Raw genomic sequence first — 24,489 nt, 5'->3', positions numbered from 1 at the left:
CCGTCAGACGAGGGGGGCGAAGAAGTACGTGTCGCGGCGGGTGAAGAGGCCCTCGGGCGAGAGGGCGAAGAAGTCGGCGTACCGGAGCGCGACCGTGCCGCCGTCGCGCAGTTCGCCCCGGAAGCCGCCCTGGACGGCGACGGCGCCGCCCGCGGCGGTGACCGAGGTGAGGGTGTGCCGGCCCCGGGCGACGACCCGCTCCTCGCGGTAGAAGCGGCCCAGCTCCGCCCGCCCGGTCAGCGGCTCGTAGCCGGGGCGGTGGTAGACGGCGTCCGGGGCGAACAGGGCGAGCAGGCCCTCGACGTCCCCCGCGTCCACGAGCCGGTAGTAGGCGCGGACCTTCTCGACGTCCGCGGAGAGGTGCCGGGCGACGGTCATCTGCGGTGAGGTCCCTTCGGGAGCGGATCCTGCGGCGGTACGGGCGGACGCGGGGACGGGGCCCGGGCCCGGGCCCGGGACGGCGCGGACCGGGACGGACGGGGACACGGGAGCGGATACGGATACGGGTACGGGCGTGAGTACGGCGGGCAGGGTGCCGCCGGTGGTCAGGGCGCGGGGCCGCTCCGGGCGGGCGACCGTGATCACGAAGCCGTCCGCGACGCGGAAGCGGCCGTGGACCGGGAACGGGCCCCGGTCCAGCCGGAATCCGCCGCCGGGCAGGTCGAGGGCCAGCTCCACGTCGTGGAAGTCCCAGAAGCGGCCGGTGATCGGGGAGAGCACCTTGTAGACGCTCTCCTTCGCGCTGAACACGACCTTCGCGAAGAGCGGCGCCGCGGGCCCTGGCGGGAGCTGGTGGCGCTCCCCCGGGGTGCACACCAGCGTCAGCACCTCGTCCGGCAGCGGTTCCGCCGGCTCGATGTCGATGCCGAGCCCGGCGACGTCGGCCGCCGGGGCGACGGCGGCCGCGCACACGCCCCCGGCGTGCGTGATGCTGCCGACCACGCCCGGCGGCCAGACGGGCGCGCCTCCCGGCCCCCGGCGGATCACCGGGGGCGCGAACCCGAGGCCGCCGAGCGCGATCCGGGCGCTGTGGCGGCCCACGGCGAACTCCCGCCGGCGGTCGGCCACGGCCGTCCGCACGACGTCCTCCTCCTCGGGGTGGAGCGGCGGCAGCGGGCCGAAGTCGCCGCCCAGGGCCGCCACGGCGGCGCCCCGGGGGGCGAGGGAGGCGACGTGCAGGCCGACGGCCTCGGCCGCGGCGGCGGTGCCGAGCGTGCTGGTGTTCGGCGCGGTGGGGCCCAGCGTGGTGGTGGGGTTGAGCGCGGTGGGGTTGAGCGCGGTGATGTTCAGCGCGGTGGGGTTCACGCCGCCCTCCGGGCCGCCGGGAGGGCCCGGAGGCCGTCGGCGAGGAGGGCCAGGACGTCGGGCAGCCGGTCGTGCAGGTAGAAGTGGCCGCCGGGCAGGAGGTGGTGGCGGAACGGTCCCGTGGTCAGCTCCGCCCACGCCGCCAGGTGCGCGGGCGCCACGCCGGGGTCGGCGTCGCCGCCGAGCGCGGTGACCGGCACGGAGAGCGGCGGCCGGGGGGTGTGGCGGTGGGTCTCGCAGAGCTCGTAGTCGGCCCGGAGCACCGGGAGCAGGAGGTCGAGCAGCTCCGGGTGGGCGAGGACCTCCGGGTGGGTACCCTCCATCCGCCCCAGGTGGGCGATCAGCTCCTCCCGGGGCAGCCGGTGCACGTCCTCGGAGGGGCGTGGCAGCGAGGGGGCCCGGTACCCGGAGACGAACAGGTGGTCCGGGGCCCGCCCCCGGTCGGCCAGGGCGTGGGCCAGCTCGTGGGCGAGCAGCGCCCCCATGCTGTGTCCGAAGACGGCGAGGCGCGGATGGCGGGCCGCCCGGTCCAGGACGTGGTCGGCGAGGGCGTCGACGACCTGGGCCGTCCGGGTGCACCGGGGTTCGCCGAACCGACTCTCGCGGCCCGGGAGCTGGACGGGCACGACCTCGGCGACGTCCGCGAGGAGGGCGGGCCAGCGGCGGTAGGCGGAGGCGCCGGCCCCGGCGTGGGGCAGGCAGAAGAGCACGGTCCCGGGGTCGGCGGCGGGCTCCGGCGGCAGCGGGAACCAGGGCGACGGCGCGGACGCGGCGGGGTGCGGGGTCACCGGGTCACCGCGCTTCCGGGCACGTACGCGCGGCGGGCGAGGCGCGCGGGACCCTGGACGGCCGGGGCCGGGGCGGCGGCCCGCCGGGCGAGGTGCGCGGCGACGGCCCGGACCGTCGGGTCGGCGAAGAGGTCGGCGATGGGCAGGTCGACGCCGTACCGCTCGCGGACCCGGACCAGGAGCTGCATGGCGAGGAGGGAGTGGCCGCCGAGGAGGAAGAAGTCGTCGGTGGCCCCGACCTCCCCGCCGCCGAGGAGTTCGGCGAAGAGGGCGGCGACCTCCCGCTCCAGCGGGGTGCGCGGCGGCTCGGACACGGCCGGCGCGGCGGGGTTCGGGCGCGGTGCGGGGAGCGCGGCCCGGTCGACCTTGCCGTTGCCGGTGAGCGGCAGCCGGTCCATCGGGACGAACGCGGCGGGCACCAGGTAGTCCGGCAGCAGTTCCCGGAGGTGGGCGGCCGCCTCGTCGGGGCCGGGGGCGGCGTCGCCCGCGTAGTAGCACACGAGCCGCTTGTCGGCGGCCTCCCCGTGGACGACGGTGAGGGACTCGCCCACGCGGGGGTGGCGGAGCAGGGCGGCGTCGACGTCGCCCGGTTCGATGCGGAAGCCCCGGATCTTGACCTGGAAGTCGGCGCGGCCGAGGAAGTCGACCGAGCCGTCGGGCAGTCGGCGGCCGAGGTCGCCGGTGTCGTACATCCGGGACCCGGGGGTGCTCGCGAACGGGTCGGGGAGGAAGCGCTCCGCGGTCAGTTCCGGGCGTCCGAGGTAGCCGCGACCGAGGCCGTCGCCGCCGATGTGGATCGTGCCGGGGACGCCCACGGGGCACGGGGTCAGACGGGCGTCGAGGACGTGGACCGTGGTGTTCTCGATGGGCCGGCCGATCGGGACCCGCCGCCCGTCCGCCGGGCCGGTTCCGACGGTGTGGGCGGTCGCGAAGGTGGTGGACTCGGTGGGGCCGTAGCCGTTGACGAGCCGGGGTCCGCCGTCGAGGGCGAGGACGCGGGCGGCGGCCCCGGCGTCGAGGACGTCGCCGCCGACGACCAGCTGGCGCAGCGGGGCGAAGATCCCGGGGTCGTACGCGGCGAGCTGGTTGAACAGGGAGGTGGTGACGACGGCGGTGTCGACGCGTCCGTCCCGCAGTTCCCGGGCGAGCCGGTCGGGGGTGAGCACGCTGTCGCGGTCGAGGCCGACGAGGGTGCCGCCGTTGAGGAGGGCGCCCCAGATCTCGAACGTGGCCGCGTCGAAGGCGGCGTTGGAGAGCTGGGCGATCCGGTCGCCCTCGGCGAAGGTGGCGTAGCGGGTGCCGAGGACGAGGCGGGCGACGTTGCGGTGGGTGACGCCGATGCCCTTGGGGACGCCCGTGGAGCCGGAGGTGTACATCACGTACGCCAGGTCGTCCGGGCCCGCGGGGTCGGCGGGGCGGTCCTCCGGCGGGGTCCCGCCGGCGGGGGCGGCCGCCGGGTCGAGCAGGGCGGCGACGCCGAGGACGGGCACGCCGGGCGTGCCGGTCGCGGCGCGGGTCCCTTCCCCGGAGGGCGCCCCCTCGGCGGGGTCGTCCGCGAAGGGGTCCTCCCCCGAGGCCGTCAGGACGGCCGAGACGGCGGCCTCGGCGAGGACCTGGCGGCGGCGCGGCAGGGGGTGGGCGGGGTCGAGCGGCACGTAGGCCGCGCCGGTCCTGACGACGGCGAGGGCGGCGAGGACGACGCCGGGGTGGCGGTCCATGTGCAGGGCGACCCGGTGGCCGGTCCCGACGCCCAGGGCGCGCAGCCGGTCGGCGAGCAGGTCCGCCGCCCGGTCGAGCTGACGGTAGGTGAGGCGGGTCCCGCCGTGCTGGAGGGCGGGGGCGTCCGGGGTCCGTGCGGCCTGCCGGGCGAAGAGGGCGCCGAGGGACAGATCGCGGGGGTACGGGGAGCCGGTGGCGTTCCACCGCTCCAGCTGCCCGAGCTCGTCCTGCGACAGCAGGGCCGCTTCGCCGATCGGGGTGCCGGGGTCCGCCGCGAAGGCCTCGGTCAGGGCGCGGAAGTGGCCGGCGAGCCGCTCGACGGTCTCCCGGTCGAAGAGGGCGCGGGCGTAGTCGATCATTCCCTCGACGCCGTCCGCGGTCTCGGTGAGGACCATGTTCAGGTCGACGAGGGTCGTGCGGTGGGTCAGCGGCAGCGACTCCGCGTCGAGGCCGCCGAGGCGGACGGCGGCGCCGCCGCGGCCGGTCTGGAGCGCGCCGAGGCCGGAGTCCTTGCCCTGGTGGGGGGTGGTGAGGGTGAAGAGGACCTGGTAGCCGGGGGCGCGCGAGGCGTCCCGGGTCAGCCGCAGCCGCTCGACCAGCGCGGGGAAGGGCATGTCCTGGTGGCGCAGGGCGTCGCCGACGGCCTCCTTGGCCGCGCGGACCTGGCCGAGGAAGTCGCGGCCGGCGGCGACCCGCGAGCGGATCAGGACCGGGTTGACGAAGTAGCCGACGGTGCCGTGGGTGGCCGGGTCGGTCCGTCCCGCGGTCGGCACGCCGACGAGGAAGTCCTCGCGGCCGGTGTAGCGGTGCACGAGCGACTGGAAGACGCCGAGCAGCACGGTGAAGAGGGTGGTGCCCTCGCGGGCGGCGAGCGCGCGCAGGGCCGTGACGGCCGGTCCGTCCAGGGCGAAGGGGACGGAGCCGCCCTCGTACGACTGGCGGGCCGGGCGGGGCCGGTCGGCGGGGAGTTCGAGGACGGGGTCGCAGCCCTCCAGGGCGTCCCGCCAGTGCTCCCACAGCTCCTCGCCCCGGCGTTCGGCGGTCGCGGCGTGGCGGCGCATCAGGGCGGCGTGCTCGTGGCGGGGCGCGGGCAGGGGGTCGGCGCCGGGCGCGCACAGCGTGCTCAGTTCCTCGGCGAGGAGGGTGAGGGACCACATGTCGGCGGCGATGTGGTGGACGACCAGGCAGAGCACGTCCCCGTCGGGGTGGGTGAGGAGCAGGGCCCGCAGGAGCCGTCCCCCGGTGAGGTCGAAGGCGGTGGCGTCGATCTCGCGGGCGGCCCGCTCGCGCAGGGCGTCGGCGTCCAGGTCCGCCGCGTCGACCACCGCGAGGTCGGCGGTGGTGTCCGCCGTGACCCGCTGGAACGGCAGGCCGTCCGCCGAGCCGAAGGCGGTCCGCAGCGCGGGGTGGCGCTCGACCAGGGTGTCCAGGGCCCGGCGCAGCGTCCGCTCCGCGAGGGGCGTGCGCAGCCGGAGGGCGACGGCGATGTGGGGGGCGGCGCCGGGGTCCTGGCGCTCCAGGTACCACAGGGCGCGCTGGCCGCTGGTGAGGGGAAGCGGGGCGCCGGGGTCCCCGGCCTCCTCCGGGGCGTCCGCGCGCGGGGCCGCCGGGACGCCGGTCCCCTCCCGCTCCAGGAGCCGTACGACGTCGTCCGCGCTCGATCCGTCGAGCAGGGCCTCCAGGGGGAGTTCGACGCCGAGCTCCTCGGTCACGGCCGCCTTGAACCGCAGGGCGGCGAGGGAGTCCATGCCCTGGCCGACGAGGGCCGCGGCCGGGTCGACGGGCCGGCCGAGCCGGTCGGACGCCAGGCGCAGGACCACGGCGCGTACGTCCTCGTCCCGCTCCGGCTCCGTCCCGCCGGCCGGGTCCTGACGGCCGTCCTCCCAGTGGTGCACGGTCTTGAGGCCGTCGGAGGCGAGCAGTTCGCGGCAGTGCGACCGCTGGACCTTGCCGCTGGAGGTGCGGGGCACGCCGCCCGGCCGGACCAGGACGACCGCGCCGGGGGTGAGCCCGTGTTCGCGTCCGAGCGCCGCGAGGACGGCGGCGACCACGTCGGCGTACTCCTCGCCCGCCTTGGGCCGGGAGACCTCCAGGACGAGGACGGCCTCCTCGCCGTGCGCCCCGGCGCGGGCGAACGCGGCGCCGCCCCGGCGGACCAGGGGGTGGGACTCGGCGGCCGTGTGCTCCAGGTCGGAGGGGTAGTGGTTGCGGCCCCGGACGACGATCAGGTCCTTGCTGCGGCCGACGACGTGGAGGTCGCCGCCGTACAGGAAGCCCAGGTCGCCGGTGCGCAGGCCGGGGGCGCCGGGGGTGGCGGCCCGGAAGGTGGCGGCGGTGGCGTCGGGCCGGTTCCAGTAGCCGGCGGCGACGCCCTCGCCGCCGACGACGATCTCCCCGACCTCGCCCTGGGCGCAGGGGGCCCCGCTGCCGGGGTCGACGACCGCCACGGACACGCCGTCGGACGGCGGGCCGCAGCTCACGACCTCGGTGCCGCCGTCACGGGGCGCGGGCACCCGGCCGGGCGCCAGGCTGTCGGCGTCGAAGGCGACCGGGCGGGCGTCGCTGAAGGAGCGGCCGGAGACCAGCAGGGTCGCCTCGGCGAGCCCGTAGCAGGGGAAGAAGGCCTCCTTGCGGAAGCCGGTGGGCGCCATCTTCGCGGCGAACCGGTCGAGCGTCTCGGCCCGCAGGGGCTCCGCGCCGTTGAAGGCGACCTCCCAGCGGGACAGGTCGAGCCCCTCCAGGTCCTCGTCCGAGAGCCGGTCGACGCACAGGTCGTACGCGAAGTTGGGGCCGCCGCTGACCCGGGCGCCCTCCCGCGAGATCAGCTCCAGCCACATCCGGGGGCTGGTCACGAAGGAGAACGGGGACATCAGGGTGGCGCCGAAGCCGGCGTAGAGCGGCTGCAGGATGCCGCCGATCAGGCCCATGTCGTGGTACGGGGGGAGCCAGCTCACGGCGTGGCTGTGCGGGCCGCTGCCGAAGGTCCGCTGGATCTCCCGGGAGTTCGCGAGCAGGTTGCCGTGGGTGACCATCACGCCCTTGGGCGATCCGGTGGAGCCGGAGGTGTACTGGAGGAAGGCGAGGGTGTCGCCGTCGATCTCGGGGCGGCGCCAGGCGTCGGGGTCGGGCATCGGGTCGGTCGGGGAGATCAGCCGCGCGGCGGCGTCGCCGGTCAGGTAGGGCGCGATGGAGGCGCCGTCCTCGTCGGCCAGGACGGCGGCCGCTCCGGCGTCGGCGAGCACGGCCGCGTGGCGGGCGGAGTGCCGGACGCGCGGCGGCGGGTAGAGCGGGACGGCGGTGGCGCCGGCGTAGAGGCAGCCGAGGAACGCGGCGATGTAGTCGAGGCCGGGGCTGAGCAGGACGAGCACCCGCTCGCCGGTGAGGCCGCGCTCCTGGAGGTGGGCGGCGATCGAGCGGGCCCTGGCGTCGAGTCCGGCGCGGGAGAGCCGGTCGCGGTCGCCGCCGTGGCGGTGCACGAAGGAGAAGGCGGTGCGGTCGGGGTCGGCGGCCGCCCGCTCGCGGACGAGGTCGGTGAACGTGCCCGCCGGGGCAGGGGGGTGAAGGGCCACGGGAAGTCTCCTAGGGGTCGGCGGTGCGCGGGGCTCAGGCGGTGCGCCAGCGCAGCCAGCGGGCGGCGGCCGCCAGGCCGGCCGCCGCCATCGCGGTCAGGACGAGAAGGTCGACGAGGAGGTCGGTGCCGAGGTCGCCGGCCAGGCTGAGGCGCAGGCCGTCGGCGGCGTACGTCGGCGGCAGCAGCACGCCGATCAGGCGCAGCGGCGCCGGGAGGGACTCCGGCGGCATCAGGACGGGGGACGCCAGCAGGAGGACGAAGACGAGCAGGTTGGTGACGACGACGGTCAGTTCGACGTCGTCGATGAGCGAGCCGATGGTCAGGCCGAGCGCGGCCAGGGCGAGCGCCGCCAGCGGCAGGACGAGGAGCAGGACCGGCGACAGGACGACGTCCGCGCCGAAGAGGTACTTGGCCGCCAGGACGGGCGTGAGGAGGCCGGGGGCGACCAGGACGAGCCGGGCGCAGACGAGGGCGGCCACGAAGGACGCCTTGCCGATGGGCAGGGAGGCGTAGTACAGCATCTGGCCCTGGCTCTTGAGGTGCCCGATCCGCTGGGCCAGGGTGGCGATGCCCTCGGTGGCCAGGGCGAAGACGGCGGCGCCGCTGGTGATGAAGAGCATGTTCTCCGGTCCGGCGGGGGCCGTGCCGATGCGCGAGAGTCCGAAGACCATGGCGAGCGGCATGAGGAAGCCGAACATCAGCGTCCACGGCCAGGTGGTCCGGACCTCCAGCATCTGTTCCAGCCAGAGGTACGCGAACTCCACGCCGGTCCGTCGCGCCCGCTCCCGCAGGGTCCGCCGGGCGGGCCGGACGGCGGGCGGCGCCCCTTCGGGGGCGGGCGGCGCGGCCTCCGGGACGGCGACGGCGGTCCCGGCGGCGGGAGCGGTTCCGGCGACGGAGGCGGTCTCCGGTGCCGGGGCCCCGGCCGGGGCCGGTTCCTTGCCGTCCAGGGCCAGGTAGACGTCCTCCAGCGACGGCCGGGCGAGCCGGAAGTCCTCGACGCGGGCCATGCCGACCGAGCTCACCAGCCGCTCGATGAGGACGGGCACCCGCTCGGCCTCGGTCCGGATCACGTATCCGCCCTCGTCGCCCGTGGCGGAGACCTCGCCGACGGCGGCCAGCTCCCGCGTCTCCGCCTCGGTGAGCGGCGCGGAGTCCCGTACGAGCAGTTCGAGCCTGGTGCGGTCGCCGACGAGCCGCTTCAGCTCGCCCGGCGTGCCGTTCGCCACGACCCGGCCGGCGTTCATCACGGCGACCCGGTGCACGGCGGACTCCGCCTCCAGGACGTTGTGGGTGACGAGCAGCACCGTGGTGCCGTCCTCGGTGTTGCGCCGGGCGACGGCGTCCCAGATCACCCGCCGGTTGCGCGGGTCGAGTTCGTTGGTCGGCTCGTCGAGGACGAGGACCTTCGGCCGGCCCATGAGCGCCATGCCGATGTTGACGAGCCGCATCGAGCCGCCGCTGAGCCGGTCGACGTACCGGTCCGCCCGGTCGCCGAGGCCGAACTCCTCGATGACCTCCCGGGTCTGGAGCCGGGCGTCGCGGTCGCTCTGGCCGCGCAGCCGGCCGGTGAAGTACAGGGCGCGGCGCACCTCCACGCGGCGCATGGGGAGTCCGGCCTGCGGCAGGAACCCGGTGATGCGCTTGACCGCGTCGGGATCGCGGGCCGGGTCGAGGCCCTCGACCCGCAGGGTGCCCGAGGTGGGCAGGGTCAGGCCGAGCAGCTGGGAGACGAGCGTGGTCTTCCCGGCGCCGTTCGGACCGAGGAGGCCGAGGACCTGGCCGCGCGGCACGGTCAGGGTGACGCCGTCGTTCGCGCGCACGCTCTTTCCGTCACGTCCGGTGTACTCCCGGGTCACGTCGTGGATGTGGATGGCGGCATCGCGAGCTTCCCCGGACACGGCTCCTCCTCACAGGGTCGTGACGCCGCGGGCCACCACGGCGTCGGTGGGTGCGAATCCGAACGGGGCGGCCGCCACGCCGCCGGGGCGCGGTCCGGTGAGGGCCAGCACCTCCCGGGGCAGTCCGTCGGTCAGGTCGAGCGCGTCGACGCGCAGCTTCCGGCCGGCGACGGTGTCGCAGCTGAACTCCGCCGAGTCCGTGCCCCACCACTGGACGACGAGGTACGGGCCGTCCTCCTCCGGCAGGTCCTCCGGGACCAGCCGCTCGCCGTTGACGCGGCACTCGGTCACGGCGGCCTTCTCCAGCCGGACCTGGAGCATCCAGGCGTCGCGGGCGGTGCTGACCCGCACGTCGACGGTGCGGCGGCCCGCGGCGGTCCGCTGGCCGGTCGCCACGATCCGGGGGGCGGGCACGGGGAGCGCGGGCGCGTCGGCGGTCAGCGCCTCCGGCTCGAAGGGGAAGTAGTGGTCGACGGGGGCCCTGCGGGGCCGGTCGCCGAGGACGCCGGAGGTCCAGGCGTCCGGTTCGGGGTCGGGCGACACCCACAGGGTCCGCCGCTCGGCGGTGTCGTGCACGTACACCAGGGCGTCGGGGCGCGGCCGTTCGCGGGCGTAGTCGTACGGCAGCGCCGTCGCCACGAGCAGCGCGCAGGCGGTTCCCGCCGCGACGGGGAGCGTGATCCGGGCGCGCGGGACGGCGCCGGACAGGGCGAGCAGCGGGAGCGCGCCGAGGGTCACGACCGCGAAGGCGACGGCGGCGAGCGGCAGTCCGAGGGCGGTGAGCAGCATGTCCGCCAGCGGGGCGTAGAGCACGGCGGCGACGGCGAGCGGCGCGGTGAGGCACAGGGCGGCGGTGCCGGGCCGGGCGGGCCGGCCGGGCGGGGCGGCGAGCAGGAGGGCGGGCAGCACGGCGAGCAGCGGCCACTGGAAGAGGTAGCCGACGCCCGGGGCGAGGACCGTGACGGCGACGAGCAGGACCGCCCAGACGGCCGCCGTGCCGGCGAGCCACTCGGCCGGGCGCAGCCGGCCCCGGGCGAGCCGTGCCGCCGTCGCCGCGAGGACGAGGACCGCGAGGGCCATGGCGGCGACGTATCCGCCGCGGGCGTACGGCTCCTGGAGCGGCAGGGCGCCGGTCTCCGGGCTCAGGGCGAGCGCCGCCCGCCACAGGGCGGTGACGGTCAGGGCGGCCGTCGCCGTCAGGAGGAGGGCGGCTCCGGCGGCGGCCGCCGCGCGCAGGGGGCGCAGGGCGCCGCGCCGGGCGCCGAGGACGAGCAGGACGGCCAGGGCGAGCACGGTCCCGGCGGCCCCGGCGGCGGCCGGGCCGGTCGGGTAGGTGACGAGGAGGCGGCCGAAGAGGTCGAAGTAGACGGCGGTGCCGTCGGCGCGCAGGGCCCCGGGGTCGTTCGCGAGCTGCCGGATCAGCGCGAGCATGGTGTCGCCGTGGTGCTGGAGGCTGCCGCGGTCGAGCCGCTCCACGCTGTCGGAGGCGGCGTGGTAGTCGTGGAAGCCCTCGATGAAGGCGAAGTTGAGGCCGGTGGCGCCCGCGTCCCGGAAGGCGGTGAAGTCGCTGCCGTTGGGCATGTGCCGGTAGACCTCGTACGAGAGGGAGTTGGCGAAGGTCGCCGTTCCCGTCCCGGCCAGGGCCCGGACGAGCCGGGCGTTGCCGTCGCCCGCCTCGAACATCAGGGAGGGTCCCGAGCTGCCGCGCGCCTCCCAGTTGAGGACGGCGGCCACCTCGTCGACGCCGTGGCGCCGGACGTGGGAGCGGGCGCCGAGGGCGCCGAGCTCCTCGCCGTCGGTGAGGAGGAACACCACGTCGCGGGCGGGCCGTTCGCCGGTGCCGAGGGCGCGCAGGGATTCGAGCACGGCGGCGACGGCGGCGCCGTCGTCGGCGGCTCCGGGCGCGCCGGGCGCGGAGTCGTAGTGCGCCACGACGAGCAGCGCGCCGTCCTTCGCCGGGGCGCGGCCCGGCAGGGTGGCCACGATGTTGTGCACGGTGGCGACCGGGTACGGGCTGCCCCAGGCCCGGGTGGTGACCCGGTCGGTCTCCACGGCGACCTCGGCGCCCAGGGCTTCGAGCCGGGAGACCAGGTGGCGGCGGACCTCCGCCTGACGGGGGCTGCCGAGCGGGTGGGGCGCGGCGGCGACGACCCGCAGGTCGGCCTCGGCGCGGCCGGCGGAGAAGCGGGCCGGGTCCGCGTCGCGGGGCAGGGGGTCCGGCGGTGCCACGGCGAGGACGGCCAGCACCGCCAGGAGGGCGGGGACGAGGAGCGGGACCCACCGGAGGATCGGGACCCACCGGAGGGGCGACCGCCGGCCGGGGGGCGCCGCGACGGCCGGCGCGGCGGTTCCGCTCGGCGCGGTGTCCGGTGTCGTTGTCGGGGCGCCCACGGGGCGGTCTCCTTCGCTGTGCTGTTCCCGGCCGCCGGTCGGCGGCCGGGCTGTGGGGGGGCGGGGGTGGGGGGTTACGGGCGGTGGCGGGTCACGGGGTGGCCGGGGCGGCTTCCTCGTGGCGCTCGCGGACGCTGCGCGGACGCATGTCGGTCCACACCTCGCCGATGTGCGCGAGGCAGCTCTCCCTGGTGCCGGTGTGCCCGGCCTCGTGCCAGCCGGCGGGCAGCGGGCGGTCCGCGGCCCAGAGGGAGTACTGCTCCTCGTCGTTGCGGACGACGTGGTAGAGCTCTTCGGTCTGCGTTTCGGTCTGCGTTTCGGTCATGGGGGCCGTCACCTCGCTGCGTTCTGGAAGAAGTCGGACACGGTGGTTCCGGCGCCGTCGGCGACGGCGCCCTCGTACGCCCAGCGGCCGATCGCGAGGTCGAGCACGCCGAGGCCGAAGGGGGAGAAGACGGCGGGCCGGCCGGGGTCGCGCGCGACGCGGCCGCGGAGCAGGTCGGCGAGGGTGCCGTCGATGAAGTCGCGGTGACCGACCCGCTGTTCGGTCAGATGGAGGGAGGTGCGCTCGCGCACCGCGTGGTCGACGTCGTCCGTGAAGTTCTGGGACGCCAGGACGAGTTCGGGGGCGAGGTCGCGCAGCGAGAGGTGCAGCACGACGGGGTTGTGGGCGAGGAGCGCGGGGTCGTGCAGGTGGGGCTCGCCCGCGACGGTGGTGAGGACGACCAGGTCGCAGTCGCGGAAGGCCTCCTCCACGGTGTCGACGGCCCGGATGTCGGTGCCCTCGGGGGCGTGCTCGGCGAGCCCGGCGGCGAAGCGCTCGGCGTTCTCCCGCCGGAGGTCGAAGACCCGGTAGCCGTCGGCCTTCCAGTCCAGGTCGGTGAGGAAGCGGGTGACGTGGCCGGCGATGAGGCCGCTGCCGACGATGCCGATCGTGCCGGCCGTGCGGGAGCCGATGAGCGTCTCGGCGCCGAGGACGGCCGAGGCGGCGGTGCGGGTGGCGGAGATGATCGAGGACTCGACGCAGGCGTACGGGTAGCCGGTCTCGATGTCGTTGAGCAGCAGGATCGCGGAGGCGCGGGCGAGGCCGTGCCGGGTGTTCTCGGGGAAGCTGGCGATCCACTTGATGCCGGCGGTCTCCGTCTCGCCGCCGAGGTAGGCGGGCAGGGAGATGATCCGGGAGGAGGGACGGTCCGGGAAGCGGAGGAAGGCGCTGTGCGGGTTGGCGCTCTCGCCCGCGTCGTGGGCGAGGTAGGCGCGGCGCACGGCGTCCACGCACTCCTCCCGCCGGCCTTCGATCCGGCGCAGGACGTCGGGCGCGCCGAGCACGGTCAGGGTGGGCAGCGGGGCGTCCGCCGCGGGGGGCGCGGGGTGGGTCACGGGAGCTTCCTTTCAGCCGCTGAGGGCGGCGAGGTCGTCGGCGGTCGCGGCGGCGGCGCCGGTGGGTAGGGGCGGGTCGGTCGGGGGCGCGGGGACGGGCGCGGGGCTCACGCCCAGGTGCTCGGCCGTCCAGGCGGGGTCGTAGATCGTGTCGGCGTACGCCTGGCCCCGGTCGGCACAGAGGAAGGCGACGGTGGGGCGCCGGACGGGAGGGCGCGCCTCGAAGTAGCGGCCGATGGCGGCGTACACGCTGCCGGTGGAGCCGCCGCAGTACAGGCCGTGGTGGCGCAGCAGCCGGTGGCAGCCGTCGGCCGCCTCCGCCTCGGGCACGATGACGACGTCGTCGATGAGGGCCTCGCCGACGAGCGGCGGGACCATGCTGGAGCCGAGCCCGGGGATACGGCGCACGCGGGGCGGGCGGCCGAAGATGGCCGAGCCCTCGGCGTCCACGGCGATCACGCGGACCCCGGGGTACGTCTCCTTGACGCGGCGGGAGAGGCCGGCGACGGTCCCGCCGGTGCTGACGCCGACGAAGAGGTGGTCGAGGTGCGGGAGTTCCTCGCAGAGTTCGCCGCCGGTGAGGGTGCGGTGCGCGTCGACGGCGTCGCCGTTGGCGTACTGGTTGGGCCAGTAGGCGCCGGGGATCCGGTCGACGAGCTCGCGGACCCGGTCGAGCCGGGTGGTGAGGTAGCCGCCGCTGGCGTCCCGCCGGGTGACCTTCTCCACGCGGGCGCAGACCATCCGCAGGTACGTCTCGGTGGAGGCGTTCACGTTCGGGTCGAGCACCGGCACGAAGTCGATGCCGAGGGAACGGCAGAAGGAGGCGAGCGAGATGGCGAAGTTCCCCGACGAGGACTCCACGACGGTGCTGCCGACGGTGATGTCGCCGCGCTCGATCGCCCGCTTGAGGATCCAGAAGGCCGAGCGGTCCTTGCTGCTTCCGTTCGGGTTGCTGAACTCCAGCTTGGCGAAGAGGTCGAGGCTCTCGTGGGCGAGCTGGACCAGCGGGGTCCGCGGCATCGCGGAGCGCAGTGCCGTGATCCGTGCGGCGAGCACATCGGCACCGCCCGTGCCGGACGGCCGGGTGTGGTTCACGTCAGTCCATTCCTGTCGGTGGGAACCGTCCCGGTCGTGCGGGACGTCGGATCGGCCTGTCCGGCCGCTCCCGGGTGGGGAGGGGAGAGAAAAGGGGGGTCGCCCTCGGGGCGGCGGCGCGCACGGCGACCTCACGCGGGGCCGGCCGGGGCGCGGTGCGGTACGGGACGGTGCGGTGGCGGCCCCCGGGGCTCGGGTTTGGGGCCCCGAGCCCCGGGATCGCGGGGCCGGTGGCCGGTAGTACGGGTGGCCGGACCGCGCGACCGGACGCGGGAAAGCGGTACGGGGGTCAGGAGCGGCGCTCAGGGCCCCGAAGGCGCGCTTCCGGGGCGGGGAAGGAGCCTTCCGGGGAGCCCGAGGGCTCGTGAAAGCCCATGAGGGCTCGCGGCCGGGCACGGGACGGTCGGACCGGAGGTCCGAGACCTGAGCCGGGCCCCGGGGTAGGGGCCGGATTCCGGGCGCGGGAGACGGGGGTCGGGGCCGGGACCGGGACCGGGGACGGAGGGAGTTCGGGAACCTCGCGGGCGCCGGGGTCCGAAGCGGACCGGGGCCAACGAGAACCGGAGTTCGGAGAGGTCCGGGACCCGGGGAAGGCCGGGGTCCGGAGGAAACCGGGGTCCGGAAGGAACCGGGGTTCAGAAGGAGCCAGGGTCCGAAAGGAGCTGAGGTCCGGAAGGAGCCAAGACCAGAAGGGAGCCGGGAGCCGGAGGGATCCGGGGTCCGGGGGGAGTCCGGGTTCCGGTCAGTCCCAGGCCCAGTTGTCCTGGCTGTCGACCGTGCCGGCCTTCTGGACCGCCGCGAGGTTCTCGGCCGGCACGGAAGTCCCCGCCGCGGCCGTGCTCACGGAATTCGCCGGGCCGGCCGGAGCCGCGATCGCCGTGGCCGAAAAAGAAAGTCCGGAAACCGTCAGAGAAACCGCGACGACGGCCACGCGGACGGAGTTCTTGATACGTGCGGACATGTCATTCCCCCAGGAAGTCTTCGTCGAATGTTTCGTCGTGCCGTCTTCGGCCCGCCGGAAGTGTTCCGGCGGCGCCCCGTTCGGCGACGTCTCGATCCTGACCCCTCCCCGGCGCCGTGTCAGCACGTCCCGCATGGCCGCTGGAGGACATGTCCTCCCCCTGCCAGGCGGCCCGGCCGCGTCACCATCCGGACACCGTCCCCTCCTCGTCGCCGGCGGCGGCCACGCCGAGGAGGAGGTCCCCGGCGCACTCCACGAGCCGCCAGGAGCGCAGGACTTCGCTCTCCAGCCAGCACGTCCAGGCGGCCCTGGCGACCTCCTCCGCCGCCAGGAGGTGCGGCGCGGTCACGAAGGTCATCGCGACCACGAACCACGGCAGCCGCCGCAGGGTGACGTGTTCGACGCCCCGGCCCGGGCGCGCGGAGAGCAGGGCGGCCAGTCCGCCGAGACCGTCCTCCCCGGGCGGCCCGGGAGGAGCCGGGGGAGGCTGGAGGATCACTTTGATGGCATACACGGAACGCACCCTAGGGGGAATTCCGGAAAGGGCTCCGGAGCGTCCGCGTGGCCGTTTGGAGCCATGGCAGACAACGGCCACCCCGTCGACGCCGATCATGACCGAAAAGCGTCGACAATCGAGGAACTCACCACCCCGAAAGCCGTCTGAGGAATCATTCCCCCCAAGCGAGGTATGGCACGTGCCGGACATGTCAGCGACCGTCGGTCGAAGCGCCCCCCACGGACCGGACGAGCAGCCCTACGCGTACCGCAGACAAGAGCTGCGGGAGCCCGACTGGAGCCGTTTCCCCGGCTGGCGGGACGTCACCGCGGCCGAGTGGCGCGACCCCCAGTGGCAGCGCGTGCACTGCGTGCGCAACGTGCGCCAGCTCCGCGCGGTCGTCGGCGACGCCCTGTCCGACGCGTTCTACGAGGACCTGGCGGGCGACCAGGCCGAGTGGGCCACGATGTCGCTGCTGCTGCCCCCGCAGATGCTCAACACCATCGCGCCGGACGCCGTCCCCCGGGGACCCGGCAGCCTGACGGAGGCCTTCGTCCTGGACCCCGTCCGCCGCTACATGCTGCCGCTGCGGAGCGACCGCACCGATCCGGCGCTGGACGGCTGGAGCAGCCACCCCTTCGCCTCCCGCGACTCCCTGCACGAGCAGGACATGTGGATCACCGAGGGCCTGGTGCACCGCTATCCGACGAAGGTGCTCGCGGAGCTGCTGCCGACCTGCCCGCAGTACTGCGGGCACTGCACGCGGATGGACCTGGTGGGCAACTCCGTGCCCCAGGTCACCAAGCTCAAGTTCACGGCCAAGCCGGCCGACCGCCTGGACGCGATGCTCGCCTACCTGTCGTCGTCGCCCCAGGTCCGGGACGTCGTCGTGTCGGGCGGCGACGTGGCCAACGTCCCGTGGCCGCGCCTGGAGGCCTTCGTCTCCCGGCTGCTGGAGCTGGAGAACATACGGGACGTCCGGCTGGCCTCGAAGGCGCTGATCGGCCTCCCCCAGCACTGGCTGGCGGCGGACGTGCTCGCCGGCCTGGAGCGCCTCGCGACGACCGCGCGGGCCCGTGGCGTCAGCCTCGCGCTGCACACCCACGCGAACGCCGCGCAGTCCGTCACCCCGCTCGTCGCGGAGGCGGCCCGCGCCGTGCTGGGCACGGGGCTCCGGGACGTGCGGAACCAGGGGGTGCTGCTGCGCGGCGTCAACGACTCCCCCGAGGCGCTGCTCGACCTGTGCTTCGCCCTGGCCGACGACGCCTGCGTCACCCCGTACTACTTCTACATGTGCGACATGATCCCCAACGCCGAGCACTGGCGGATCGCGCTGCACGAGGCGCAGCGCCTGCAGACGAGCATGTTGGGCTGGCTCCCCGGCTTCGCCACGCCGCGCATCGTCTGCGACGTGCCGCTGGTCGGGAAGCGCTGGGTGCACCAGACCACGGAATACGACCGGGTCCTGGGCGTCAGCCACTGGGACAAGAACTACCGCACCCGTCTCGACACCTCGTCCGACGAGCTCGGCGACGGCTCCTACGTGTACTACGACCCGATCCACACCCTGCCGGAGGAGGGCCGCGCGTGGTGGCGGGAGCGGGCGGGCACCCCCGGCGCCTTCCCGGCCGCCCCGCTGCCCGCGTCCCACGAGCTGGCGGCCTTCGCCTGACGGCCCCTCCCCCGGACCGTCACCCGTGTCATCCCTCGGGCCGGCCCTAGAACAGGGCCTGGGCCGCGTACAGCGCGCCGAGGCCCGTGGCCAGGGTGCCGAGGAGGAGGCGGAGGGCGGTTTCGGGGAGGTGGGGCTGGAGGCGGGCGCCGAGGTAGCCGCCGATCAGGCCGCCCAGGCCGCAGGCGAGGCCCAGGGCCCAGTCCGGGGCGGCGGCCTCGGTGGTGGTGAGGGAGAGCAGGGCGAAGGTGGCGGCTCCGACGACCGAGGTCGTGAAGGTGGCGGCGAGGGCCGCCGGGGCCACCCGGGCGACGGGGACGCCCCGGCCCGCCAGGATCGGGCCGAGCAGGGAGCCGCCGCCGATGCCGTAGATCCCGCCCACGACCCCGACCGCCAGGGCGAGTCCGGTGACGGTGCGGGGCGAGGGCTCGGCGGCGGGACGCTTCCGGGCGGGGCGCAGGGTGCGGACGCACAGCCACACGCCGAGGGGCAGCAGCAGCGCGGCGATGAGGACGCGGAAGACGGTGGGGCCGGGGAGGGCGAAGACGCGGACGACGGCGCCGATCACCACCCCGGGGAGGGTGCCCGCCACCAGGCGCCGGGTGAGCGGCCCGCGCAGGGCGCCGGTCCTGCTGTGGCGCCACAGGGCGCCGGGGCCCGCGACCACGTTGTACAGCAGGTTCGTCGGCGTGACGGAGGGGTTCGGCACGGCGAAGACGCTCAGCTGGACCGGGAGCAGGAACACCGCCCCCGACACCCCGGCCGGCGCGGTCACGACGGAGATCAGCAGCCCCGCGGCCACCCCGCCCAGCAGCATCGCCCAGTCCACCGTGCCCCCCACCGTCCGTGATCGTTCCGGGATCGTCCGGACAGTATCCGGCCCCGGCGCGGCGGGGTCCTCCCCTACCCCTCCACCGCGTACGGCACGAACGTGCTGGCGTGTTCGTCGACGGCGAGGACGCGGCCGAGCGGGGGCACCGCCCGCTGGGGGCAGTCGAGGCGTTCGCAGACGCGGCAGCCCATGCCGATCGGGGTGGCGGCGGCCCTGTTGTCGAGGTCGAGGCCGTCGGAGTAGACGAGCCGGGAGGCGTGGCGCAGTTCGCAGCCGAGGCCGATGGCGAAGGTCTTGCCCGGCTCGCCCCAGCCGCCCCGGTGGCGGGTCACCGTGCGGGCGGTCCACAGGTAGCGCTGTCCGTCGGGCATGGCCGCGACCTGGACGTGGATGCGGCCGGGGGCGGCGAAGGCCTCGTAGACGTTCCAGAGGGGGCAGGTGCCGCCGGCGCGGGAGAAGTGGAAGCCGGTGGCGGACTGCCGCTTGGACATGTTCCCGGCCCGGTCGACCCGGACGAAGGAGAACGGCACCCCGCGCAGCCGCGGGCGCTGGAGGGTGCTGAGGCGGTGGCAGACCGTCTCGTAGCCGAGGCCGAAGCGGTCGGTGAGGCGCTCGACGTCGTAGCGGGTCTCCTCCGCCGCCGTGTGGAAGGCGCGGTACGGCAGGACGAGGGCGGCGGCGAAGTAGTTGGCGACCCCGATGCGGGCCAGGGACCAGGTGCGGGAGCCCTCCTCGTAGTCCTCGGAGGCGTACGCGGAGAGCAGCGCGTCCTGTTCGAGCAGGGCGAGCTGGGTGGCCATGCGGAAGGCCTGCTGGCCGGGGCGCAGCCGGGGCGAGAGGTGCAGGATGCGGGCGGCGGGGTCGTAGCGGTGGAGTTGCCGGTCGGCGTCGGCGGCGATCCGGACGCCGTGGCGCTCGTCGAGCCGGGCGGCGAGGGTCCTGCGGACCTCGCCGGGGCGGAGGCCGATCTCCTCCGCGAGCCCCTCGGCCGCGAGGTCGGCGTCGTGGAGGTAGTTGCGGCGCCGGTAGAAGAACTCGCGGATCTCCTCGTGCGGGGTCCGGGCGCGTGCCGCGTCCGGGGCGAGGGCCTCGTCGCGGTCGCCGCTCAGGGCGGCGAGGCGCTCGGTGAGGGCCTGGCGGCCGCGGCCGAGGTCGAGGAGGACGGCGGCGACGTGCGGCAGCCGGGAGGCGAGGTCCGCGAGGTCGGCGGCGGAGAGCGCGGAGCGGTCGAGCTCGTCGGCGAGGGTCTCGCGCAGGTCGGCCAGGAGCCGGCCGGTGTCCCGCTCGGAGAAGAAGTCGGGGTCGACGCCGAAGGACTCGGTGACCCGGAGCAGGACGGGGACCGTGAGGGGCCGGGTGTCGTGCTCCATCTGGTTCAGATAGCTGGGCGAGATCCTGAGCACCCTGGCCAGGTCGGCCTGGCTGAGCCGGCGCTCCTCGCGCAGCCGCCGCAGCCGCGCCCCCGCGTAGATCTTGCTCACGGCTCTTCCCCTTCGGACGTGCCCGGACCCTTCGGACGTGCTCCGGTCCTTCGGAGGTGCTCCGGTCCTTCGGAGGCGTCCGGGGGCCAGCCTAGGTCACTCCACCCCCGTTCGGGTCTTCGCAAGCTTGGCAAACCGGGGCCGGAAGATTCGCAGAAGTTGGCATCCGGCCATGGTTGATGGCACGGAGTGCCACTGCGAAAGTCGAACCACGGCCCGCCGGTGACCCGGCAGGAGATGGAGTTCGGGGCACGGCTCATGCCCTGACGTCGTAGGACCCGGTCGTCTGCGTCCGGGGCCCGGCGGGCCGTTCGTCACCTCGTACGGAGCTTCGCGGGCCTTCGCAGAGCTTCGCAAAGTTCGACACTCCCCGGGAGAGACCATCATGGCGCAGGCAGGAAACCAGGCGGCCGAAGAGCTGGCGCGGCAGTGGGCCACGGACCCCCGCTGGAAGGGCATCGAGCGCACCTACACCGCCGAGGACGTGGTCCGGCTCTCCGGCAGCGTCCGTGAGGAGCACACCCTCGCCCGGCGCGGCGCGGAGCGCCTGTGGCGCCAGCTGCACGAGCTCGACTACGTCCACGCGCTCGGCGCCCTCACCGGCGGCCAGGCCGTGCAGCAGGTCCGGGCCGGGCTCCAGGCCATCTACCTGTCCGGCTGGCAGGTCGCCGCCGACGCCAACCAGGCCGGCCACACCTACCCCGACCAGAGCCTCTACCCGGTCAACTCGGTGCCGCAGGTGGTCCGCCGGATCAACAACGCGCTGCTGCGCGCCGACCAGATCGCCACCGCCGAGGGAGGCACGGACACGACGGACTGGCTCGCGCCGATCGTCGCCGACGCCGAGGCCGGTTTCGGCGGCCCGCTGAACGCCTTCGAGCTGACCAAGGCGATGATCGCGGCCGGTGCGGCGGGCATCCACTACGAGGACCAGCTCGCCTCCGAGAAGAAGTGCGGCCACCTCGGCGGCAAGGTGCTCGTGCCCACCTCGCAGCACGTCCGCACCCTCAACTCGGCCCGGCTCGCCGCCGACATCGCCGACACCCCGACGCTGATCATCGCCCGCACCGACGCCCTCGCCGCGAACCTGCTGACCAGCGACGTCGACGAGCGGGACGCCGAGTTCGTCACCGGCGAGCGCACCGCCGAGGGCTTCTACCGGGTGCGGAACGGCATGGCGCCGGTCATCGCCCGCGGCCTGGCCTACGCCCCGTACGCCGACCTCATCTGGGTCGAGACCGGCACCCCGGACCTGGCGCAGGCCCGCGAGTTCGCCGAGGCGATCCACGCCCGGTACCCGGACCAGATGCTGGCGTACAACTGCTCGCCGTCCTTCAACTGGAAGGCGGCCCTGGACGACGACCAGATCGCCAAGTTCCAGCGCGAACTGGGCGCCATGGGCTACAAGTTCCAGTTCATCACCCTGGCCGGCTTCCACTCGCTCAACCACGGCATGTTCGACCTGGCCCGCGGCTACGCCGAGCACGGCATGACCGCCTATGTGGACCTCCAGGAGCGCGAGTTCGCCGCGCAGGAGCACGGCTTCACCGCCGTCAAGCACCAGCGCGAGGTCGGCACCGGCTACTTCGACCTGGTCTCCACCGCCGTCAACCCCGCCTCCTCCACGACCGCGCTCGCCGGGTCCACGGAGGAGGAGCAGTTCCACTAGGCCTCCGGGCCCCTCGAACCGCGGGGGCGGGTGTCCACGTCACCCGTCCCCGCACCCTTCTCCGCATCCTCCTCCGCACCCACGCTCCCCCTCTCCTCCCCTCGCGCCACCCGCTCCCCCTCAGGAGACACCGATGACCACCAGCGCCGTCCCGACCCGCCAGGTCCGCGTGCTCGCGGCCCCCGGCGACCGCCACGACGAGATCCTCACCGCCGACGCCCTGGACTTCGTCGGCCGGCTCGCCGCCGCCTTCTCCGAGCGCCGGCGGTGGCTCCTGAAGGAGCGGCGCCGACAGGCCATCCGGCTCGCCACCGGCTCGCCGCTCGACTTCCCGCTCACCACCTCCGCCGTGCGCGCCGACCCCACCTGGCGGGTCGCCCCGCCCGCTCCCGGGCTCGCCGACCGCCGGGTGGAGATCACCGGCCCGCCGGAGCGGCGGGCCGCGGTCGAGGCGCTCAACTCCGGTGCCAGTGTGTGGATGGCCGACTTCGAGGATGCCACCGCGCCCACCTGGGAGAACGTGATCGGGGGCCAGCTCGTGCTGCTCGACGCGATCGAGCGGCGGCTCGACTTCACCACCCCCGAGGGCCGGGAGTACCGGCTGCGCGAGGGCCGGCTGCCCACGATCGTGGTCCGGCCGCGCGGCTGGCACCTCGACGAGGAGCACCTGGAGTTCGACGGCGGCCCGGTGCCGGCCGCGCTGGTCGACTTCGGCCTGTACTTCTTCCACTGCGCGCGGCGGCAGATCGACGCCGGGTACGGCCCGTACTTCTACCTCCCCAAGCTGGAGAACCGGTACGAGGCGCGCCTCTGGAACGACGTGTTCCTGCTCGCCCAGGAGCTCCTGGACATCCCCCGGGGCACCGTCCGCGCCACCGTCCTCATCGAGACGATCACGGCCGCGTTCGAGATGGAGGAGATCCTCCACGAGCTGCGGGAGCACGGCTCCGGGCTCAACGCGGGCCGCTGGGACTACCTGTTCAGCCTGATCAAGACCTTCGGCCACCGCTCCGACTTCCTGCTGCCCGACCGGGCGAAGGTGACGATGACGGCGCCGTTCATGCGGGCGTACACCGAACTGCTCGTGCGCACCTGCCACCGGCGCGGCGCCCACGCCATCGGCGGGATGGCCGCCCAGGTCCCGGCCGGGGACCCGGCCGCGCACGAGGCCGTGCTCGCCACGGTCCGCCTGGACAAGGAGCGCGAGGCCGAGGACGGCTTCGACGGGTCGTGGGTGGCCCACCCGGGTCTGGTGGAGGTCTGCCGCGAGGTCTTCGACGCCGTCCTCGGGGAGCGCCCGCACCAGCTCGACCGGAGCCGCGAGGACGTGCGGGTGACCGCAGGGGAGCTGCTCGCGGTGCGGCGGATCGTCGGCCCGCCGACCGAGGAGGGGGTCCGCACCAACATCGCCGTGGTGCTGCGCTACTTCGACGCCTGGATCCGCGGACAGGGATCGGTCACGGTCGACGGCCTGGTGGAGGACGCCGCCACCGCCGAGATCGCCCGCGTGCAGATCTGGCAGTGGCTCCGGCGCCGGGTCCTGGAGCGCGACACCGTCCTGGAGCTGCTCGACCGGGAACTGGACGCGCTCGGCGCCGAGTTCCCGTGGGCGGCGCTCGACGAGGTGCGGGAGCTCTTCGAGAGCACCGCGCTCGCCGCCGAACTCCCGCTCTTCTTCACCCCGGAGGCGTACTCCCGCCACCTCGTCCGGACCGTCACGGTCGCCGGGGTGCCGGCGTGAGCGGCGGCATCCGGCGCGTCGGCGTCGTGGGCGGCGGCCAGATGGGCGCGGGCATCGCCGAGGTGTGCGCGCGGGCCGGGCTCTCCACCGTGATCTGCGAGGCGGACGGCAGGGCGGCGCGGGCCGCCCGCGAGCGCGTCGCCGTCTCCCTCGAACGGGCCGTCCAGCGCGGCAAGCTGGACCGCCCCTCCGCCGAGGCGGCGCTCGCCCGGATCACGGCCACCGCCGAACTGTCCGACCTCGCGGACCGGCAGCTCGTCGTCGAGGCGGTCGTCGAGGACCCCGCCGTCAAGACCGAGGTGTTCGCCGCGCTCGACAAGATCGTGACCGATCCGGCGGCGGTCCTCGCCACCAACACCTCCTCCCTGCCGGTCATGCGGCTCGCCATGGCCACCGAGCACGCCGACCGGGTCGTGGGGCTGCACTTCTTCAACCCGGTGCCCGTGCTGCCGCTCGTGGAGATCGTCACGACCCTCCACACCTCGGCGGAGACGGCGGCCGCGGTGACGTCCTTCGCGACCGGGACCCTGGGCAAGACCGCCATCGGCTCCCGCGACCGGGCCGGGTTCGTCGTCAACGCCCTGCTCGTCCCCTACCTGTTGTCCGCCATCCGGATGACGGAGTCGGGCTTCGCCTCCGCCACGGACGTCGACCGGGGCATGGAGCTGGGCTGCGCCCACCCGATGGGGCCGCTGCGGCTCGCGGACCTGATCGGACTCGACACGGTGGCCTCCATCGCGAACTCGCTGTACGAGGAGTTCAAGGAGCCCCTGTACGCGCCGCCGCCGCTGCTCCTGCGGATGGTGGAGGCGGGGCTGCTCGGCCGGAAGACCGGCCGGGGGTTCCACACGTACGACCGGGCGGAGACGCCCGGACGGCCGGCCTGAGGGGGCCGGCACCCGCCGCCGGGGAGGGATCCGGTGGAGGGTCCCGAGAGAGGACCCGGCGGCGGTACGGCGAGGGGCCGGGGACGGGTGGTGCCGTCCCCGGCCCCGCTGCCGTGCGCCCGGCGCACCCGGACCCGCACGCCCTGGCCCGTACGCACGCCGGGCCCGTACGCCCGAGGCCCGTACGCACGGGACACGTACGCCCGCCGGACCCGTACGCACGGATGCCCGCACCGCCCGGCCCGTTCACCCCTCCGTCTCACTTTCTCGTCCGAATGGCGAGATACCCGTCCCCGGTCGCGGAACGGACCCCGTAGGCTGGCCCGGCAGCTGGTTCGCCCCGTCCGCCAGGCGGGATGCGTCGTAAGAGGGAACCCGGTGGGAATCCGGGACTGCCCCGCAGCGGTGAGCGGGAACGACCGCCGTCATACGCACTGGACCCGGGACGGGTCCGGGAAGCGACGGCCAGTAGGAACACCTCCTCGTGAGGACGTGCCCGCGAGTCCGAAGACCTGCCCGTTGCCCGCACGCGGAACGATTCCGCGCGCGGACATCCCGGTGACCTCGAGGGCGGGTCGGCGCACATACCAGACGGACGAC

16 protein-coding genes and 1 riboswitch are annotated in these 24,489 nt (G+C 75.2%); of the genes, 4 read left to right on the top strand and 12 right to left on the bottom strand.

Annotated features, from left to right (window positions below):
- Positions 1-3: 3 nt before the first annotated feature.
- The 10 genes from ACIQVI_RS01435 to ACIQVI_RS01390 form a co-directional block, all read right to left on the bottom strand.
- Complete coding sequence (locus ACIQVI_RS01435) at positions 4-1,305, bottom strand: nuclear transport factor 2 family protein (protein WP_403589803.1); 1,302 nt, start codon at positions 1,303-1,305, stop codon at positions 4-6.
- Complete coding sequence (locus ACIQVI_RS01430; protein WP_403589801.1) at positions 1,302-2,093, bottom strand: thioesterase II family protein; 792 nt, start codon at positions 2,091-2,093, stop codon at positions 1,302-1,304. The genes ACIQVI_RS01435 and ACIQVI_RS01430 overlap by 4 nt, the downstream gene beginning before the upstream one ends.
- Positions 2,090-7,381 (bottom strand): amino acid adenylation domain-containing protein, encoded by a 5,292-nt coding sequence (locus tag ACIQVI_RS01425; protein ID WP_403589799.1) that lies wholly within the window; start codon positions 7,379-7,381, stop codon positions 2,090-2,092. Before ACIQVI_RS01425 ends, ACIQVI_RS01430 begins: the two co-directional genes overlap by 4 nt.
- Before the next feature lie 34 nt (positions 7,382-7,415).
- Positions 7,416-9,284 (bottom strand): ATP-binding cassette domain-containing protein, encoded by a 1,869-nt coding sequence (locus ACIQVI_RS01420; RefSeq protein WP_403589797.1) that lies wholly within the window; start codon positions 9,282-9,284, stop codon positions 7,416-7,418.
- Between the two features lie 9 nt (positions 9,285-9,293).
- Positions 9,294-11,675 carry a M20/M25/M40 family metallo-hydrolase gene (locus ACIQVI_RS01415; RefSeq protein ID WP_403589795.1) on the bottom strand — a complete coding sequence of 794 codons (2,382 nt, stop codon included), beginning with the start codon at positions 11,673-11,675 and terminating at the stop codon, positions 9,294-9,296.
- A 91-nt stretch (positions 11,676-11,766) separates the two neighbouring features.
- Entirely contained in the window at positions 11,767-12,000 is a 234-nt protein-coding gene (locus ACIQVI_RS01410) for an MbtH family protein (protein WP_403589793.1), read from the bottom strand.
- Between the two features lie 8 nt (positions 12,001-12,008).
- Positions 12,009-13,055, bottom strand: a complete 1,047-nt coding sequence (gene sbnB / locus ACIQVI_RS01405) for a 2,3-diaminopropionate biosynthesis protein SbnB (protein ID WP_389668981.1) — start codon at positions 13,053-13,055, stop codon at positions 12,009-12,011.
- Between the two features lie 12 nt (positions 13,056-13,067).
- Positions 13,068-14,150 carry a 2,3-diaminopropionate biosynthesis protein SbnA gene (gene sbnA, locus ACIQVI_RS01400; RefSeq protein ID WP_403589791.1) on the bottom strand — a complete coding sequence of 361 codons (1,083 nt, stop codon included), beginning with the start codon at positions 14,148-14,150 and terminating at the stop codon, positions 13,068-13,070.
- 742 nt (positions 14,151-14,892) lie between these two features.
- Positions 14,893-15,246 carry a hypothetical protein gene (locus ACIQVI_RS01395; protein WP_403589789.1) on the bottom strand — a complete coding sequence of 118 codons (354 nt, stop codon included), beginning with the start codon at positions 15,244-15,246 and terminating at the stop codon, positions 14,893-14,895.
- A 46-nt stretch (positions 15,247-15,292) separates the two neighbouring features.
- The gene (locus ACIQVI_RS01390) at positions 15,293-15,625 is read right to left on the bottom strand and encodes a hypothetical protein (RefSeq protein WP_403589787.1); all 333 of its coding nucleotides are present in this window, start codon (positions 15,623-15,625) and stop codon (positions 15,293-15,295) included.
- Between the two features lie 190 nt (positions 15,626-15,815).
- Here ACIQVI_RS01390 and ACIQVI_RS01385 point away from each other — a divergent pair, with 190 nt between their 5' ends.
- Positions 15,816-17,279, top strand: coding sequence for a KamA family radical SAM protein (locus ACIQVI_RS01385; RefSeq protein ID WP_403589785.1), 1,464 nt, complete (start codon positions 15,816-15,818; stop codon positions 17,277-17,279).
- A 46-nt stretch (positions 17,280-17,325) separates the two neighbouring features.
- Here ACIQVI_RS01385 and ACIQVI_RS01380 read toward each other — a convergent pair whose 3' ends face one another.
- On the bottom strand, positions 17,326-18,096 hold the full coding sequence (locus ACIQVI_RS01380; RefSeq protein WP_403592184.1) for a TSUP family transporter: 771 nt from the start codon (positions 18,094-18,096) through the stop codon (positions 17,326-17,328).
- 86 nt (positions 18,097-18,182) lie between these two features.
- Positions 18,183-19,592, bottom strand: a complete 1,410-nt coding sequence (locus ACIQVI_RS01375; protein ID WP_403589783.1) for a short-chain fatty acyl-CoA regulator family protein — start codon at positions 19,590-19,592, stop codon at positions 18,183-18,185.
- A gap of 385 nt (positions 19,593-19,977) precedes the next feature.
- Between ACIQVI_RS01375 and aceA the strand changes: the two genes are divergently transcribed.
- The 3 genes from aceA to ACIQVI_RS01360 all read left to right on the top strand — a co-directional run bounded on the left by aceA (position 19,978) and on the right by ACIQVI_RS01360 (position 23,889).
- Positions 19,978-21,261, top strand: coding sequence for an isocitrate lyase (gene aceA, locus ACIQVI_RS01370; protein WP_351970406.1), 1,284 nt, complete (start codon positions 19,978-19,980; stop codon positions 21,259-21,261).
- A 133-nt stretch (positions 21,262-21,394) separates the two neighbouring features.
- Positions 21,395-23,002 (top strand): malate synthase A, encoded by a 1,608-nt coding sequence (gene aceB / locus ACIQVI_RS01365; protein WP_403589781.1) that lies wholly within the window; start codon positions 21,395-21,397, stop codon positions 23,000-23,002.
- Positions 22,999-23,889, top strand: coding sequence for a 3-hydroxybutyryl-CoA dehydrogenase (locus ACIQVI_RS01360; RefSeq protein ID WP_403589779.1), 891 nt, complete (start codon positions 22,999-23,001; stop codon positions 23,887-23,889). The genes aceB and ACIQVI_RS01360 overlap by 4 nt, the downstream gene beginning before the upstream one ends.
- Positions 23,890-24,203: 314 nt before the next feature.
- Positions 24,204-24,424, top strand: a riboswitch (cobalamin riboswitch).
- Positions 24,425-24,489: the final 65 nt, after the last annotated feature.

The sequence above is a fragment of the Streptomyces sp. NPDC098101 genome, assembly GCF_044760185.1.
In the GTDB taxonomy this organism is placed as follows: Bacteria; Actinomycetota; Actinomycetes; order Streptomycetales; family Streptomycetaceae; genus Streptomyces.
The sequence above is the reverse complement of the archived record's forward strand: the minus strand, read 5'-3'. Positions and strand labels throughout refer to the sequence as shown.